The sequence below is a fragment of the Pseudomonas serbiensis genome (genome assembly GCF_030580745.1).
In the GTDB taxonomy this organism is placed as follows: domain Bacteria; phylum Pseudomonadota; class Gammaproteobacteria; order Pseudomonadales; family Pseudomonadaceae; genus Aquipseudomonas; species Aquipseudomonas serbiensis.
The window spans coordinates 97796-114922 of sequence record NZ_JAUQOO010000001.1 but is presented as its reverse complement, the minus strand read 5'-3'; the positions used below and the strand labels follow the sequence as shown (position 1 = coordinate 114922).

18 protein-coding genes are annotated in these 17127 nt (G+C 59.0%); 15 read left to right on the top strand and 3 right to left on the bottom strand.

The features are described from left to right. Positions 1 to 10 precede the first annotated feature (10 nt). The 15 genes from sctS (at position 11) to Q6A51_RS00475 (ending at position 14008) form a co-directional block, all read left to right on the top strand. Positions 11 to 271 (top strand): type III secretion system export apparatus subunit SctS, encoded by a 261-nt coding sequence (sctS, locus tag Q6A51_RS00545; RefSeq protein WP_025259563.1) that lies wholly within the window; start codon positions 11 to 13, stop codon positions 269 to 271. 1 nt (position 272) lies between these two features. Then, positions 273 to 1070, top strand: a complete 798-nt coding sequence (gene sctT / locus Q6A51_RS00540; protein WP_201003183.1) for a type III secretion system export apparatus subunit SctT — start codon at positions 273 to 275, stop codon at positions 1068 to 1070. A 24-nt stretch (positions 1071 to 1094) separates the two neighbouring features. Then, on the top strand, positions 1095 to 2180 hold the full coding sequence (sctU, locus tag Q6A51_RS00535; RefSeq protein WP_201017753.1) for a type III secretion system export apparatus subunit SctU: 1086 nt from the start codon (positions 1095 to 1097) through the stop codon (positions 2178 to 2180). Between the two features lie 641 nt (positions 2181 to 2821). Next, on the top strand, positions 2822 to 3832 hold the full coding sequence (locus Q6A51_RS00530) for a Gfo/Idh/MocA family protein (protein WP_201017754.1): 1011 nt from the start codon (positions 2822 to 2824) through the stop codon (positions 3830 to 3832). Between the two features lie 33 nt (positions 3833 to 3865). Beyond that, positions 3866 to 4981, top strand: a complete 1116-nt coding sequence (locus Q6A51_RS00525) for a DegT/DnrJ/EryC1/StrS family aminotransferase (RefSeq protein WP_201017755.1) — start codon at positions 3866 to 3868, stop codon at positions 4979 to 4981. Further along, the gene (locus Q6A51_RS00520) at positions 4982 to 5494 is read left to right on the top strand and encodes an NUDIX hydrolase (RefSeq protein WP_304573862.1); all 513 of its coding nucleotides are present in this window, start codon (positions 4982 to 4984) and stop codon (positions 5492 to 5494) included. Beyond that, positions 5491 to 6579 (top strand): DegT/DnrJ/EryC1/StrS family aminotransferase, encoded by a 1089-nt coding sequence (locus Q6A51_RS00515; protein ID WP_201017756.1) that lies wholly within the window; start codon positions 5491 to 5493, stop codon positions 6577 to 6579. Before Q6A51_RS00520 ends, Q6A51_RS00515 begins: the two co-directional genes overlap by 4 nt. Then, a complete protein-coding gene (locus Q6A51_RS00510; protein ID WP_201003194.1) occupies positions 6560 to 7930 on the top strand; it encodes an FAD-dependent oxidoreductase in 1371 nt (456 codons plus the stop codon). The genes Q6A51_RS00515 and Q6A51_RS00510 overlap by 20 nt, the downstream gene beginning before the upstream one ends. Beyond that, a complete protein-coding gene (locus Q6A51_RS00505; protein ID WP_304573861.1) occupies positions 7927 to 8625 on the top strand; it encodes an HAD family hydrolase in 699 nt (232 codons plus the stop codon). Before Q6A51_RS00510 ends, Q6A51_RS00505 begins: the two co-directional genes overlap by 4 nt. A 2-nt stretch (positions 8626 to 8627) precedes the next feature. Beyond that, complete coding sequence (locus Q6A51_RS00500; protein WP_304573860.1) at positions 8628 to 9740, top strand: fatty acid desaturase family protein; 1113 nt, start codon at positions 8628 to 8630, stop codon at positions 9738 to 9740. Then, on the top strand, positions 9737 to 10645 hold the full coding sequence (gene mtnP / locus Q6A51_RS00495; RefSeq protein WP_304573859.1) for an S-methyl-5'-thioadenosine phosphorylase: 909 nt from the start codon (positions 9737 to 9739) through the stop codon (positions 10643 to 10645). The genes Q6A51_RS00500 and mtnP overlap by 4 nt, the downstream gene beginning before the upstream one ends. After that, positions 10642 to 11238 carry a GDP-mannose pyrophosphatase NudK gene (gene nudK / locus Q6A51_RS00490; protein WP_304573858.1) on the top strand — a complete coding sequence of 199 codons (597 nt, stop codon included), beginning with the start codon at positions 10642 to 10644 and terminating at the stop codon, positions 11236 to 11238. Before mtnP ends, nudK begins: the two co-directional genes overlap by 4 nt. Before the next feature lie 8 nt (positions 11239 to 11246). Next, entirely contained in the window at positions 11247 to 12161 is a 915-nt protein-coding gene (locus Q6A51_RS00485) for an ABC transporter substrate-binding protein (protein ID WP_304573857.1), read from the top strand. Then, entirely contained in the window at positions 12158 to 13345 is a 1188-nt protein-coding gene (locus Q6A51_RS00480) for an MFS transporter (RefSeq protein WP_304573856.1), read from the top strand. Before Q6A51_RS00485 ends, Q6A51_RS00480 begins: the two co-directional genes overlap by 4 nt. A gap of 6 nt (positions 13346 to 13351) precedes the next feature. Continuing rightward, positions 13352 to 14008 (top strand): HAD family hydrolase, encoded by a 657-nt coding sequence (locus Q6A51_RS00475; protein WP_201017763.1) that lies wholly within the window; start codon positions 13352 to 13354, stop codon positions 14006 to 14008. A gap of 11 nt (positions 14009 to 14019) precedes the next feature. On the opposite strand, the gene Q6A51_RS00470 is transcribed toward Q6A51_RS00475, so the two are convergent. From Q6A51_RS00470 to Q6A51_RS00460, 3 genes are all read right to left on the bottom strand, one after another. Continuing rightward, positions 14020 to 15378 carry a sensor histidine kinase gene (locus Q6A51_RS00470; RefSeq protein WP_236250164.1) on the bottom strand — a complete coding sequence of 453 codons (1359 nt, stop codon included), beginning with the start codon at positions 15376 to 15378 and terminating at the stop codon, positions 14020 to 14022. 23 nt (positions 15379 to 15401) lie between these two features. Then, positions 15402 to 16115 carry a response regulator transcription factor gene (locus Q6A51_RS00465; RefSeq protein ID WP_304573855.1) on the bottom strand — a complete coding sequence of 238 codons (714 nt, stop codon included), beginning with the start codon at positions 16113 to 16115 and terminating at the stop codon, positions 15402 to 15404. Between the two features lie 99 nt (positions 16116 to 16214). Continuing rightward, on the bottom strand, positions 16215 to 17000 hold the full coding sequence (locus Q6A51_RS00460) for a MipA/OmpV family protein (RefSeq protein ID WP_304573854.1): 786 nt from the start codon (positions 16998 to 17000) through the stop codon (positions 16215 to 16217). Positions 17001 to 17127 lie beyond the last annotated feature (127 nt).

The window sequence follows — 17127 nt, the reverse complement described above, 5'->3', positions numbered from 1 at the left end:
CCGAGGCTTTATGGAAACCCTGACGCTTTTCAAGCAGGCCATGTTGCTGGTGGTAGTGCTTTCCGCTCCGGCACTGATCGTGGCGGTGATTGTCGGTGTCATCACCTCGCTGCTGCAGGCCGTGATGCAGTTGCAGGATCAGACCCTGCCGTTCGCCATCAAGCTGGTTGCCGTAGGCGTGGCACTGGCGCTGACCGGACGCTGGATCGGTATCGAACTCATGCAACTGGCTTACCTGTCTTTCAACATGATCGGTCAGACGAGGCCTTGAGATGTTCGAGCTCCCGTTCAAGGAAGTCAGCGAATCGATCATTGCCCTCACAGTGGGCATGGCGCGGCTGTATCCGTGCCTGTTCCTGATTCCGGCGTTCGCATTCACCGAACTCAAAGGCATGCTGCGCCACACCATCGTCCTGGCCCTGGCGCTGTTCCCCATGCCCGCCATTCGCGAATCCCTCGCGGGCCAGAGCCTCGATTGGCTGGACCTGACGTCGCTGCTGCTCAAGGAAAGCATTATCGGCCTGCTGCTGGGCCTGTTGCTGGCCATGCCCTTCTGGCTGTTCGAGTCCATCGGCTGCCTGTTCGACAACCAGCGTGGTGCGCTGGTGGGCGGCCAGATCAACCCGGCACTGGGCGACAACACTTCGGAACTGGGCCATATGCTCAAGCAGGTCATGATCCTGCTGATGATCCTGGGTGGCGGTTACGCCAGCCTGACCCAGATCATGTGGGACAGTTATCTGGTATGGCCTGCCACCCAATGGGTACCTGTCACCGGCCCCGAAGGATTCGAGGTCTATCTCAAGCTGGTCGCCAGCACGTTCCGCTTCATGGTGCTGTACGCCGCACCGCTGGTAGGCCTGTTGCTGCTGATCGAATTCGGCATGGCGATTCTCAGCCTTTACAGCCCGCAACTACAGGTTTCAACCCTGGCGATGCCCGCCAAGAGCCTCGTAGGCCTGGGCTTCCTGGTGCTGTACATGCCCATGCTCACCTGGCTGGGCGAAGGCCGTCTGGATGAGCTGAAAGATTTGACGCACTTGCTACCGCTGATGTTGCAGATCCCCTGACCGCCCTCTGCCGGAAGCCGGACCATGAGCGAAAAAACAGAAGAACCCACGCAGAAAAAGCTCGACGACGCACGCAAGAAAGGTCAGGTCGGGCAAAGCCAGGATATTCCCAAACTGTTCATTTTCGCGGCCCTGATCGAGATGATCCTGGCCATGGTGGATTCCGGCATGGAACGCCTGAAAGAGCTGATCATGCTGCCCATGATGGAGCTGGATCGGCCCTTCGGCGCCGCCCTTGGAGAGGTGATGACCAAGGCAGGCCTGGAGTTGCTGCTGTTCATGCTCCCGGTCCTGGGTGTTGCCGCAGTCATGCGCCTGGCCGGCGGCTGGGTCCAGTTCGGCCCGCTGTTCGCCACCGAAGCCCTGAAGCTGGACTTCGAGCGCCTGAACCCCATCAACCAGTTCCAGCAGATGTTCTCTTCACGGCAGTTGTTCAACCTGTTCAACAGCCTGTGCAAGGCCGTGATGATCACCCTCGTGCTGTATTGGCTCCTGCCGCCGTCACTGGGCGACCTGATCGGCCTTGCCCAGACGGATCTGGACAGCTACTGGAAAGCACTGGTCGATCTGTTCAGACGCCTGTCACGCATCTGCCTGGGTCTGCTGCTGGTGCTGGCCATCGTGGACTTCGCCCTGCAGAAGTACTTCTTCATCAAGGGCCAGCGCATGAGCCATGAAGATATCCGCAAGGAGTACAAGGAGTCCGAAGGCGACCCGCACATGAAGTCGCACCGCAAGTCACTGGCACACGAAATCTCTCAACAGCCTGCCTCCGCCGCGCCTGCCAGGGCACCGGTCGAAGACGCCGACATGCTGCTGGTCAACCCGACCCACTTTGCCGTGGCCCTCTTCTATCGCCCGGAGCAAACCCCGTTGCCGCGCATTATCTGCAAGGGCCGCGACGCCGATGCCCGCGAACTCATCGAGCGCGCCCGCAAGGCCGGTGTGCCGGTGGTGCGCTTCGTCTGGCTGGCACGAACCCTGTATCGTGAAAACGTAGGCCAGTTCATTCCACGCGCCACTTTGCAGGCTGTGGCGCAGGTTTATCGACTGTTGCGTGAAATTGATGAACAGGCAAAGGGGGACGTGATCGAAATGCCGCATTATTAAGTTTTGGCAAACACACTCAAACGCGCCCGGAAATTTCCTTATAAATCAGCGTCATTACCAAACCACCAAAAAGGCTTAATACGAAAGGCATAACTCACGTAATCTTTTTTATGATTTTTCGATCTATATGCCGTGTTGCCATGCTCAAAGCGCTGATATAGATTCAGCCCCGTACTCAGTCAGCAGGACACACTGACGCAGTTGCTTCAACACGGATTATGTTGAGGCTTGAATAAGGCAATCACGGAAGATTCGTATCATGAATACTTATCATAAAAACAACTGCCGTTCTTCGTTCAAAGCAACACATGAACAATTCGCAAGAATGTTCACCCTCCCCGATATCAGCCGGAACAACGTGATTTCGTTGCGTCCCCGGCTCTTGAACATCCTCAAGATCCGCTCTCAAGGCCTGAAAAACCAAGCGTCCAGCGAGCCTGCGCAACAGCGGCCGCACATAAGCGATGGTCACTTTCACTCTTAGAGTACTTCAATGTTCCAGGGCATTCGCCCTGCACTAACGACTTGAATGAACACTGAACTCATTCGGTTTGTCCGCAAGACAATCCGTTACGGAATTCGTGTACGCGCTTGTCCGCAATTCCAATGAACACATTAATTTTTCCAAGACGGAGATGATTATGACTGGACTCAAAGTTGGTATCGTTGGTCTCGGCGCACAGATGAAAGAGAATCTGTTGCCCACACTTTTACAAATGCCGGACATTCGTATCGTGGCGGTCTGCGACAGCGACCGAACCCGTGCAGAAGAAATCAATCGTTTCGTATCCAACGTGATGATCACTGATAACTTCGACGAGATGCTTGCCTGCCCCGGGCTCGATGCAGTCGTCATGGCCTGCCCACCTCAGGCGCATCGTGATCTTGCCTTCAAGGCCATGGCCAGGGGCGTGCATGTCTTTGTCGAGAAGCCACCTTGCTTCACCCTCGACGAACTGGAAGCACTGATCGCTGCCAGCCACGATGCCAAAGTGGTTACCGGCGTCGGCATGAACTTCAAGTTCGCCAAGCCCATGCAGCAGTTGCGTCAGATGACCAGCACTGAACAGTTCGGCAAGATCGTGCATGTTCAGCTCAACCACTATGCAAGCAAACCCACGTCGCCGCTTTGGGGCCTGGATTCGACACTGCGTTCCTTCCTGCTGGCCCAGGCCATTCACACCATCGACCTGGGCGTGACCTTCGGTGGCGGCGAACTGCGTGATATCGAGTCCCGGGTGCAGCGTCACGGCGACTCATTGCTGGTCAGCCTTGAGCTGCAATTCAGCACAGGTGCCAGCGTCAGCCTGCTCAGCGGCACCCTGTTCCCCTACTTTGAATTCGACATGAAGATTGTCAGCTCGAACTCGATGATGGTGGAACTCAACAACCTGTGGAACATCACCATGCACGAACCGGAGCACGGCACCAGTGCCACCGGTACGGCCAAACGCTGGCGTGGGGCGTGGCAGCCAGGGCCACTGGATTCCGGCTATGAGCGCAGCGGTTATTTCGGCGAGCTGGAAAAGTTCTTCCACGCCGTACGTACCAACACAGCCTATGAGGCGAGCTTCGAGAGCCTGCTCCCGACTTACAGGGTAATCGAGAGCATCTGCTACGCAGCCGAACCAAACCTTGCCCTTAGCGCTTGAGCCCACCCATAGCCTGTTACGGAATCCATGAACATGTCAGCCAATCTTTCCAGTACCGCCACTGCACACAAGCCTGTTTCAGATAAATATCGCCCGGTGTATGCCGACGACCTGCTGACCATGAAGTTGACCCTGGAGCGCCCGCTGTCGGGCACCAGCGATGTGGTCGGCGAATACGAAAGCAAGCTCGCCGAGTGGTTCGAGGCGCAGCACGCCATTGCCGTTTCGTCAGGCGGCGCGGCGCTCAGCGTGGCCATTTACGCATCAGGCGTAGGCCCGGGCGATGACGTCCTGCTGACACCGAGCTGCCCGCTGTGCACCATCTACCCGATCATTGCCGCCGGGGCCAACCCCATCTTCGTCGATACCCGCGCCCACGGCTTCGGCGCAGATCCAGCCTCGATCAAGGCCCGCATCACACCGAACACCAAGGCCATCATCGACATTCCGATGTGGGGTTATCCGACGGAAGTCGACGAACTGCGCCTGCTGACCCATGAACTGGGCATCAAGCTGATTCTGGACCTGGCTCACTCCCACGGCACGACCCTGCAAGGGCGCCCGTTGTCGCAGTTCGGTGACCTGTCCTGTTTCAGCACCCATGAGCGCAAACCACTGGCCACCGGAGAAGGCGGTTTCATCCTCACCGATGACGATGCACTGGCCCAGCGCTGCCGTGACTACAGCCGCTTCGGCAACCTCAATGGCAAGGACTTCGGCCTCAACTACAAGCTTGCTGCACTGCCGGCCGCCCTGGGCGGTAGCCGTCTGGCGTCATTGGCCGGTCAAATCGAGAAACGCCGTGCGAACACGGCCTACTTCCTCAGCAAGCTGGATCACAGCAAGGTCCGCGAGAAGAAGATCATCGATGGCGGTCTGCCGAACTATTACTTCCTCAATCTTGAACTGCACTTTGCCGACAACCGTGCTTTTATCGATTATCTCGATGACGCGGGTATCCCTTCCGACATCAAGCGCTATGGTTGCAAGGCGCTCTATGAATTCCCGGCACTCGCCCAATACCGTAACGAATGTCCAAACGCTGAGGCCTTGCTGGCGGGCATGACGACAATTCCGGTTCATCCGGACATTACCCAGACGGAACTGGACTACATGGCAGATCGCATCAATCAGTACGGTGCCGCGTAAATGACGGCCCCACTCGATCGCTCACAACTGGATCGGCATTTCACCGCGTCCGGGTTCGTCTTGAACCCGGACCGGAAGATGCTGCTGTTGCATCACCGCAAGCTCGGTGTCTGGCTGTATCCCGGTGGCCATATCGAACAGGGAGAAACCCCCGACGTCGCAGTACTGAGGGAAATTTTCGAGGAGACGGGGATACACGCCCAACTGCTCGGCGAGCGCGACGAAGAACTCGCCGATGTCGAAACCGATGTTACCGTGCTGCATCAACCGTATCGGGTACTGTGCGAATACATCGACGACAAGAGCGGGCCGCACTATCACCTTGACCTGATCTATGTCACGGCAACTCCTCTGCTCGCCTGCCCGGACGACAGAGAGGTCGAACACGCGCGCTTCTTCAGCCATAAGGAAACGGCTGAGTTGAAGATGTTTCCCAACTTCCGGCGAATGGTAGACCGAGTCTTCGCAGACGATGCGCTGTGGGATCTGGTGGGGATAAAGGTGTCGTCATGAGCCTGCGAACCATTACCCAGAAAGGCACTCTGCACTCGGCTGACGACCTGCACGAACTGGAGCGGGCCCTGCACTCGGGCCTGACCGGCACCTCGCCGATTGTCGAAGAGTACGAAGCAGCGCTTTCTGCGCTGTACGGCATCAAGCATGTGATTGCCGTGTCGTCAGGTGCCGCTTCGGTGACGGCGGCGCTGTCTGGCGTCGACTTCAAGCCAGGCGATGAAGTCATCGTCGCCCCGACCGGACCGATCTGTACGGTACTGCCGATTCTATCCATGGGGCTTGTGCCGGTGTTCTGCGATGTCGCGCCGGACAGTTTCGGTCTTGACCCGCAGGACCTGCGGCGCTGTGTCAGCCCTCGGACCTGTGCAGTCATCGAAGTGCCGATGTGGGGTTATCCGATCAACTCTGACGCGACCTGGGCATTTGCGCAGGAAGCCGGGATCGCGCTGATTCAGGACCTGGCCCACGCCCACATGACCCGTCTGGACGGAACATGGCTGGCGCGCCATGGCGACATCAGTTGCTTCAGCACCCATGACTGCAAGTTCATCTCGACCGGCGAAGGTGGCTTCGTGATGACCGATGACGATGAGCGGGCACGGCGGATTCGCGCCTACACCCGCTTCGGCAATCTGACCGGCGAGTCTCTGGGCATCAACCTGAAACTGGGCGGTCTGCAAGCTGCCGTTGGCCTGGCCAGGTCACGTCAGCTCGGTGTGCATCTGGAACAACGTCTGGACAACCGCGAGCGGCTTCTGGGCCTGCTCGACAACCCGGCGTTTCGCGAACTGCCTGTGGTCCCCGGTGGCGTCGTGAACGGTTATTCGCTGTTACTGCAATCGGTGGGGCATGACGGTCGCCAGTTGGTGCATTACCAGCAACGGCACGGCATCGAGTCGGATATCGGCAAGTACGACAACCAGCCGCTGTATCAACTGCCGTTACTGACCCGCTATCACCGCGATTGCCCCAACGCCGCCAGGTTGCTGCGCTCACTGACGACGGTGCCCTTGCATCCGGGTCTGCTGGACGACGACCTGCACTACATCGCCAAGGTGCTCAATGACTACTCTCCCAACTGAATCGGGCCTGCGCTCGGGCCATGCGGTGGTGATCGGCGGCAGCGTGACCGGCTGCCTGACCGCTGCGGTGCTGGCGAAACGCTTCGAGCGTGTCACCGTGATCGAGAAAAGTGATTTCTACGACGAAACCGGTCCGCGCCAGAGCCTTCCCCAGGAACATCACGTGCATCTGTTGCTGTTGCGCGGCAAGCAGATCATCGAGCGAATTTTCCCGGGCCTGCTGAGTGCCCTTGAGCAAGACGGTGCCCAGGTGGCGGACCTTGGGCACGATGTAAAGTGGTATCAGGGCGGCCGCTGGAAAAACCGTTACCGCAGCGGCATTCATGCTCACTATTGCAGCCGCAGGCTCATCGATAACCAGCTTCGCCGTTGCCTGACGACTGTGCCGCAGGTGGATATTCTTTCCGGCACGCGAGTGACGGGCATCGAGTTTGCCGGTATCGAAGACCGACGTCATGTAAGCGGCGTGACCATCGACAACGGTTCGGGTGCGCAACATTTGCCCTGCGATCTGCTGGTGGACGCCAGCGGCCGGGGCACGCATATGCCCTCCTGGCTGAAAGAGGCCGGTTTCGGCACGGTGCAAAACAGCGTGGTCAAGACCGAGCTGGGTTATGCATCGCGCATCTACAAGCGGCTCCCCGCGTTCGCCGAACAATGGCAAGTGTTGCTGGTGCTGCCAACGGCCCCGGCACAACGCTCGATGGGCGTGATCAGCCCCATCGAGGGTGATCGCTGGATGGTGACCACCGGTGGCTGGTTCGGCCATTTTCCCGGCAAGGACCCGGATGATTTTCTGCAAGCCCTGGCCGACCTGCCGGTGCCGGATATCCATGAAGTCATTCGCGAAGCCGAACCGCTGTCGGAAGTCTTCACGTTCAAGATGCCCGGCAGCCGTCGCACTCACTACGACCGCCTTGAACACTGGCCGGAAGGTTTGCTGGTCGTGGGTGATGCCCTGAGCAGCATGAACCCGCTGTACAGTCAGGGCATGACCATTGGCGCACTGGAAGCCGACTGCATCGACAACCGCCTTGACGCGCTGCTGGATCGCTCGCTCAGTTGCCATCAGTTGCAGGGTTTGCTGTGTGGCGTGGTCGATGGTGCATGGAACATGGCCACGACCGAGGATTTCCGCTTCCCGGAAACCTCCGGTGAACGCACCTGGCGCACCCGCTTTGACCATTGGTACGGCGCCGGGCTTGGCAAGCTCTCGGCGAGCAATCGCCGGGCGCTGGAGACACAAATCGGTGTGACCAATCTGGTGGTAGATCCCAGCCGACTCTACTCGCCGGCGATTGTGTCGCGCATCGCACTCAATGCCCTATTTCCCAGGAACACCCGACAATGATCGACGATCCCCTGCATTTTTCCGGCATCGAACATGTGGTGTTCGACTGGAACGGTACCCTGATCGACGATATCGATCTGGCTGTCTTCGCCGTGAATCGCTGCGGCGAGCATTTCGATGTCCCGCCCATTACCGCTGACCTGTATCGGGCCAGGTTCGACTTCCCGATTGCCGGCTTCTACGCGGCGCTCGGCTTCGATCTGGACCGCGTGCCCTTCTCCACCATCGTCCAGCGTTACCTGGAGCACTTCGACGCAAATGTCGCGCACTGCCCGTTGCACTCGGGTGTGATCGAGTTTCTCGACGCCGCAAAACGTGCCGGTATCGGCGTCTCGATTCTCTCGGCGTCGCATTGCGATGTGCTGGTTCAGACCCTTGAAGCCAAGGGTCTGCATGACTATTTCGAGCATGTCGTGGGGCTGAGCCATAACCAGGCTACCAGCAAGACAGCCGAGGCCGTGGTGTTGCAGAAAACCCTGGGCACACCTGCCTCACGAACCCTGTTCGTCGGCGATACGCTGCACGACTTCGAGGTGGCGGGTGCTGTGGGCTGGTCGCCGGTACTGGTTTCGACCGGCCATCAGAACAGCGAACGCCTGCGCGCCAGCGGTGCGCCACTGTTCAGCAGCCTGGACGAACTGCTGCAACGCTTTGCACCCGCTCGCGCACGGTGCGCCGAAACCGGGAGTGCCTGACCATGACCACCTCGCACACGGTTCTGATCGGCCTGATTGCCATGACATTGGCATTACGCGCGATGGTCACCTTTTATTACCGCGACCATCAGCGCATTCTGAGGCTGTTAAGGCTGGAGCCACGGATTCCCGGCCGCAAGGAGCACTACTACCGGCCACTGGATGAATGGTTCGCGCCGCTGCCCTTCATCTGGACATGGCTGGATATCGTAGCCGCCGTTGTACTGGCATCGATCTACTCGACACCGTTGATGTGGTTGCTGGTGGTGCTCTGGAGTGGCGGACGCCTGCGCGCCCTGCAGGAGTTCGGACACAACGCCGTGCATTTCGCGTTATGCCCCAACCATGAATGGCAGTGGTGGCTGAGTAACGTTTTCTATCAGTTTCCGGCGTTCAAACGCGACATGCGCAGCCGCCACCAGACCCACACGCTGGAACACCATCGCAACCCCAATCACCCCAGCAGGGACCCGAACCGTGCGAGGGTGCATGCCGGTGGCTATGTGGCAGGTATTTCCTCCACCAGCTTCTACGCGCTGCTGCTCTACCCGCTGACGCCGCGTGGCGCCTGGGTCAACCTGACGACCATGGCACGCAGCAGCCTGCTGAACCACTCGCGCCTGACGACGGTGGTCCGGGTGCTGTGCCTGATAGCCGTCGCTGCCCTGCTCTATTGGGCTGGCGGCTGGAAAGGCGTGCTGTTTGGCTGGCTGGTCCCGCTGCTGACGTCGTACCCGGTCTTTGCCTGGGTATCGCTGCTCACCGAGCACCGCTGGTTTGTCGAAGGGACGTCCAGAGATCGACGCGACCTCGAATACCTGGCAGGCCGCCCCACCGATTACTTCGGTATCAGCGGATGGCTGATTCGCGTGTTCATCGCCCCGACATCCGACGCCTACCATCTGGCGCACTCGCTGTACCCCGGCGTTCGCTGGAACTACCTGCCAGCCATCGACCGGCATCTGAAGATTCATGAACCACGCTACAGCAACAACGCCAGTGAAGGCCTGTTGCTCAAGCGCGGCAGCGCACCCACTGCGCTTTCCGAACTGTATGAGCGTCTGGTGACCACCGGACAACCAGAAACCACCCTGAAGACGAGAGGCAGCGTGTGAATAATTCATCGGCACACCAACAGGTTCAACGTATCGGCATCATTGGCGGCAGTGGTCTTCAGCAACTGCCCGGCTTGAAGGATATCCAGTTGGTCGAATGCGAGACTGCGTTCGGCAAACCTTCATCGCCCGTCACACTGGGCACGCTCAACAATGTGCCGGTGGCCTTCGTGCAGCGCCATGGCATCGGACACACCATCCCGCCTTCCTTCATCAATGTGCGGGCCAATATCGCTGCGCTGCGCAGTGTCGGCTGTACCCAACTGTTATCGGTCAGTGCCGTGGGCAGCCTGACCCACGATGCACCGCCGGGCAGCTTCGTGCTGATCGATCAATTCATCGATCGTACGATCCAGCGTGAAAAGACCTTCTTCGGGCCGGGCCTGGTCGGTCATGTACCCTTTGGCGACCCCGTGTGCGGGCGCATGCGCTCGGTGCTGGCAAGCGCCGCAGAAACCGCTGACGTGCAGGCCCGCAATGGCGGCACCTATGTGGTCATGGAAGGGCCACAGTTTTCGACCCGCGCCGAATCCCACCTCTATCGTGAGTGGGGCGGCACCGTGATCGGCATGACCGCCATGCCTGAAGCCAAGCTCGCACGTGAAGCGGAGCTTTGCTACGCGATGATTGCCATCCCCACCGACTTCGATTGCTGGCACGAGTCCCACGAGGACGTGAACGCCACCCTGGTTGCCCAGCGCATGGCCGACACCTTTACCCTGACCCGCCGTCTGGTCACTGAAGCCGTCACCCGGCTGGGTGAGCATCAGGGCGCCTGTTCATCCGGGTGCGACCATGCGCTGGATACTGCCGTGATGACTGCACCTGAGCATCGTGATCCGGAAATGGTCGCACGGCTGCTGACGGTGGCGCCCAACGCTACTCATCTGGGAGCCGAACAGTGAAAAAAGCCATCGCCACCAAGGACCGGGTGCGTATCAAGCAGGTCGAAGTGCTGTCGGACAACTGGTACGTCCTGCGCAAGACCACGTACGACTTTCAGAGCAATAACGGCACCTGGAGCACCCTGACCCGTGAAACCTATGACCGGGGCAACGGCGCTACCATCCTGCTCTACAGCAAGCTGAAACAGACCGTGGTCCTGACCCGGCAATTCCGTTTTCCTGCCTTCGTCAACGAACACGATGGCATGCTCATCGAGACCTGTGCCGGGCTGCTGGACCGGGACGACCCACAGACCTGCATCCGCAAGGAAACCGAGGAAGAAACCGGTTATCGCATTCAGGAAGTGCGCAAGGTGTTTGAGGCCTTCATGAGTCCCGGATCAGTGACCGAGCGTTTGTACTTTTTTGTCGGGGAATATTTCGACGAAGACAAACTGAGCGCAGGGGGTGGTCTTGAGGACGAAGGCGAAGACATCGAAGTCCTCGAAGTGCCTCTGGATGAAGCGCTGTCGATGATCGATACCGGCGCGATCTGCGACGGCAAGACCATCATGCTCCTGCAATACGCCAAACTGCATCGACTGCTGGATTGAGGCCGGGCATGAATGAACTTATCGCTATCAGCTCGATGGAAAACGCCGAGCTTGCCGAGTTCGTGGCAGGTATCAGCGAGCATATCGGCGTGCCCGTGAGCCTTTCACGCTGGTCCACGTCAGAGTTGATCGAGCGGGTGATCGACGGCACGGCGGGTGACTGGGATCTGCTTCTGGGAACCGCTGCCACCGCCCTTCTCGATCCCGCCCTGGCTTCACAGTTGCGGGTTCTTGACGGCCTGGATGGCTCGACATTGCCTCCCGAGGCGATTGCAGCCGACCGGCGCTGGTTCAGCCCGTCAGGCTTCGTGCCCGCCTTTTGCTACGACCCGCAAGTGCTTGCTGCAAAGGGTTTGACGCCTCCACGCTCCTGGGAAGAGCTTTGCGCACCGGCGTGGTCGCAACGCATTGCCCTGCCAGACCCGGGGCGTTCGGGCGCAGGCTATCTGCACCTGAGCGCACTGCTGGAACATTACAGCGGCGGGGCCTGGGACATGCTGGCTGAAGTTGCACAGCTACGACCTTCGATCAGCGGGTCTTCGACTGCGCCGATAGAAGCCGTGCTTGAAGGCCGGGCATTCGTCGGGGTGACAGTGTCCACGGCGGCCACTCGCGCAGTGGCGCAGCATCCTTCATTGCACTGGTGCGTCCCCGCTGATGCACGGCGTTACGAGTTTGAAGTGTTCGGCTGCCGTGCCGGCTCGCAACGGGCAACGCAGGCGCTGCAAGCACTTGGCTGGATGCTCTCGCCGCAGGCCGCTGCAATCAGCAGAGGCTATGGCAAGGTCGTGGTCGGCGGCGTGTCGAGCGATACGCTGGCAGCAGTCGAGCTGAAAGCGCTGGATGCCATCGAGGCCAGCAACGCCAAGGTCGCTCGTTGCGCACGCTGGCATTCACTGTTCGACACAAAGGCTGGCCTATGACCGACATGGCTCACACGCAAAGACGGCCATGGTCGATTTACCTGATGTTCGGCCTGTTCGGCGCTCAGCAAGGCATGCTCGGCCCTTTGATGCCGTTTCTGCGTGCCGAATTCGATCTGGACCTGCGCTGGACCGGTCTGCATTTTGCGGCCTATGCATTGGGGCTGGTGCTGATCGGCATTCCGTATCGCTGGCTGGAACGCCGGGCATTGCCAATCGGCACGGGGCGTATCGCAATAGGTTCGATTGTGCTGGCGAGCGGACTGTTTGCCATCGCGGGCGGCTTGCCCATGACCCTGCCGGGCAGCGTCCTCATGGGGTTGTCCGGGGGGCTGGTCATGGCCGTCGGGCAGGCCATGCTCGGCAAACGCTATCGTCAGCAGGCTGCCGCAAAACTGGTGGAAGCGCACATTGTCGCTGGGCTCTGCGTGCTGGGCGGTGCATTGCTGGTGGGCGCCGCGACGGCCATCGGGCTTTCCTGGCGCACGGCTCCGCTGATCGTCAGCGCGTGGGCCTTGATGATGTTCTGCGCGCCACTGACGATCCATCGGCCGGACTCTGAGCAGATCGCGTCATCGGCACCGGCCTCGGACACCTTGCGTGCGCAATCTCTGACGCGGTTCAGCCTGTGGGCGCTGGTAATTCTGGGGATCTCGGCAGAATGGGGTGTAGGGTTCTGGGGCGCGGAATATATCAAGACCCATGTCCAGACCAGCGCATCAGTCGCCGCGACCTTGATGAGCCTGTACTTTGCCGGCACCGTCTGCGGACGTCTGGCCAGCAGCTATGCGCTGCGCCGGGTAGCACCGCTGACCTTGCTGACGGCGGTGATTCTCAGCGCCATTGCTACACTGCTGGTGCTGTCGTTGATAGAGGGGCTGGTCGGTACAGCAATATTTACCTTTGTGCTCGGAGCCTGCCTGGGCAACTTCTTCCCGCTGATTCTGGGCTCTGCCATGCGCATCGCGCCCCACGCAAGTTCGGCACTCAGCACCCAGGCATCACAAGCCGTAGGCGTCGCGTTGTTGCTGGCGCCGTTTCTGCTCGGGTTGCTGTCTGAGCGAATAGGGGTCGAGGCCGCCTTCAGCCTGTTGATCGTCTATCCCCTTCTCATGTTGCCGCTGGTGCCGGCCCTGCGGGGTGTCTGGTCCATCGGCAACACTACTGCACATTTAAAGGAGTAAGAACCAATGGCCCTTTCTGCGCTGTTGTTCGATCTGGACGGAACCCTCATCGATACCGATGAACTGCACCTGAACGCCTACAACCAGTTGCTGGCACGCTGGGATCGCTCGATGGACCTCGGCTACTACAAGGCCCATGTCATGGGCTTCCCGGATGACATGATTTTCGGCGGCCTGTTTCCCGATATTCCTGCGTCGCAATACGCTGATCTGGCCGCTCAGAAAGAGGCCATGTTTCGCGCTCAACTGGGAGAAACCATCCCCGTGCCTGGCGTGCTGCGCATTCTCGATCATGCACAGGACACCGGCCTGCGCACTGCCGTGGTGACCAACGCGCCACGAGAGAACGCCATGGCCATGTTGACCGGCCTGGGAATCGTAGACCGCTTCGAGACCATCGTCATCGGCGGAGAACTGGAACGCGGCAAGCCCCATCCCATGCCGTACCTGACGGCCCTGGAACTTCTCGGTGTGAGCGCCGACAACGCGCTTGCCTTCGAGGACTCGCTGGCGGGCGTACAGTCAGCAAATACCGCTGGCATCCATACCTTCGGCGTCTTGTCGGGGCTTGATGAAAACCAGCTGCGAGAAGCAGGCGCCAAAAGCGTGATCCGTGACTTCAATGATGAGGTTCTGTGGAATCTGTTGAAATCGTCGTCCTGATGCGATGTAAATCACCCGCGATCCGGCATGAAATCAATAATCGCTGAAGTTCCAACAGACAAGGACGACTCAAGGGTCAGTTGCCAGCCAAACCGCTCGCAGATGCGCTGGGTCAGAAACAGACCCAGCCCTGCACCGCCTGCCCGTTTCCCAGATTGCTTGAGTGATTCAGTGAAACGATAGGCCGCCTGGGTTGCATCGAAGCCCGAGCCGGAGTCACGGATACACAATACTCCATCCACAAGTGACACATGGATTTCGCCTTCATGGGTATGCTCCGCAGCGTTCCTGAGCAAATTGCCTGCCGCGATTCGCACCATGGATTCAGGGGCCTGCAAGGTTAAAGGTTCGATATCTCCCAACACATAACGCACTGGTTTTCCAGAAAGCAGATAGGTGTGGTCATTCACCAGTTCAGGAAGCAGCCCGTGCAACACGGTAACTTGCTTTCGCTCTTGAGGGCTTGGCTCGCGTGACAGGTACAACAGAGCTTCCATGATCTGCGTGAGTGTATCCACTGCTTCGTCAATCCGGCGTAGCGGCCGCTGTGCCCGTTCGGGTAATTGTTGTTTATGAAGCACATCCGCAGCGCCGGAAATAATGGCCAGAGGTGTACGAAATTCGTGGCTGGCCTGATCCAGCAGGCTGCGCTCACGCTCAACCGCAAGTTCGACCCGCTCAAGGTGCGCGTTGGCTTCCTGAGCGATGGTATTAAGTTCGCTTTTACGATAGGTCGCCGGAAGCCGTTGCGACGGTTTCAACGGATCGAGCTTGCGCATCCGCCATGCCAGGTCCGCAATGGGTCTGGTCAGGCTCAGATGGAACCATCGGATCACCAGGCAGATCAGGATGAAATTGAACAGCAGAAACACCAGGCTGAGTTGTACGCTTGCGTTCTGCTCGTCTTCCAGCCCGGTCATGTCGATTGCCATGATCAATCGCCCCTGCGGCACAGAGGTCACCAGGGCGGTGTAAGCGCGGGCACGAGTGGTGTCACCGGGTGCGTCAGCAAAAGGCCCCCACCTCGGTGTCACAATAGACAGCACACCGGAAAGCGGCGAAGAGTCCGCGATGCTATCAAGTTCGCCTTCCCTGTAATATCCGGGTGCCAGAGTCGCCAGGAACGCTGGCATGTCAGCGGGTAGCGTTCCATCACGGGTTAACAGCCAACCCCTCACCGCGCCCTCGGTGGGCAACGTATCACTAAAGTCTGCTCGGGAAGAGTGCAGAACATTCTGCGTGCTCGACTCCAGCACTTGCTGCCAGACTGGGTGCTCGACCAGCCCTTGACTCAGCCTGCCCTGAACGACAAGCGCTAGCGTGAGCATCACACCAAACATTGCAAAGCTCACATTGACCAGCCATTGCACACTCTGCAAACGCCATGGAAACTTCATTCGCCGCTCTCACCCAGACGATAGCCAGTGCCAGTAACCGTATGAAGAAGCTTGTGTTCGCCATTCTGGTCGATGGCGCGACGCAACAGGTGCATATGTGAGCGCAGCAGATCTCCATCAGGAACACTTTCGCCCCAGATCAAACCCTCAAGACGATCACGGCGTACCGTTCTTGGCGACTCGCGCATCAGCAACTCCAAGACATTACGCAACGTCCCGGAGAGCGTTATCGTGCGCGAGCCTCTTGCAACCACCTGGCTGTCCAGGTTGTATGTCAAATCGCGTATTCGCAATATGCGCCCTGCTGCCGCACTGGCCTTGGCGCGACCAACCATGACGCGCAAGCGGATTTCAAGCTCTGGCAAGGCCACAGGTTTGACAAGATAGTCGTCTGCGCCCTGTTCAAAGCTCAACAATTTGCCTTCGAGCTGGTCCTTGGCAGTGAGCATGATAATGGGCGTGACACACCCATGTTCCTCTCGTAGTTTGCGCAGGACGCTCATGCCGTCCATTCGTGGCAACATCCAGTCCAGAATAATCGCGTCGTAGCGGTTCTGGGTCGCAAGGCTCAACCCTGACTGGCCATCGGGTGCTGCATCCGGGATATGTCCGCAGGCTTCCAGATAGTCAAACATGTTGGCTGCCAGCAAGCGGTTGTCCTCGATGATAAGGACTTGCAGCGATATCGGATGAGCCAGGTCGGGGTTCATTTGACAGACCTTTTCACAACGGAAATGTAATAGGGGTTGCGAATCGCAGTTTCTTCCCACGAACGAGAGGTGGGGTAAAACAGACAACGGTGCCTTGCCTCAGAAGCGCCGCGAGATGCCAAACATAACCGATCCTTCGCCATCGGTGTCAGCCTCAAGCAGCGGGCTGTCGCTAATGTCATTGGGCAGGAACTTGTACTGCACGGAGCTCATGAACTGCCAGTTCTGGCCGATCGGGTGGACGTAAGCCAGGCCTAGCTCGGGGATAGTGGCTGCGCCAGGCTTGTAGTCAACGACGCCTCGCGCCACTTCGTCTTTCAGGGTGCCGTAATAGTAGTTCGCCATATCCTTGGAGAGGTGGCTGACACTGATGGTCGGTTCGAGACTACCGCGACCGACTTCAAACTCATAACCGTACTTGGCCGACAACTCAAACCCTTCGCTCGCACCACTTACGTCGGTCTTGGCGAGCAATTCAAACTTGCCTGCTGCCCCCCGCCACGAGGCAGAGAGGCCCATGTCCAGACCATTGTCACGATCTTCGAGCAGGTTCCTGTCGATACCGTTACGGGCCAGCTCCTTACGACCAAAATCCTTGGTATCTATCCCGTCCATGCGTAGCGAGGCGATGGCATTCAGCTCGAAGCCTTCATTGCGAATCAGATGCGCGCCACCAGTAAGGCCGCGTACAAAGAACCGCTCCCCTTCATAATGAATCAGTGGCAACGGGGTGATTTTTGTCCCTTCACCCGCGTAAGGACTTTCCGATATCCCAACGCCCAACCCCAAGCCCCAGCGTGGGGAGTCGGCCTGTGAGGCCGTCTGCGCGGTAGCGAGGGTTGGCAAGGCGAGCAAGCAGGCCAGGACTGAGCAGGATTTATTCATAAGTGCCAGGAGTTCCGATTGGTTTCAGGATCGGGGCGCGCGCAACCTGACAAGACAACGTGCCAGGCCGGGTTTACACCCCAAGGTTTTCAAGCAATCGAATCGTACGTCTGGCGTGTCGTAACAA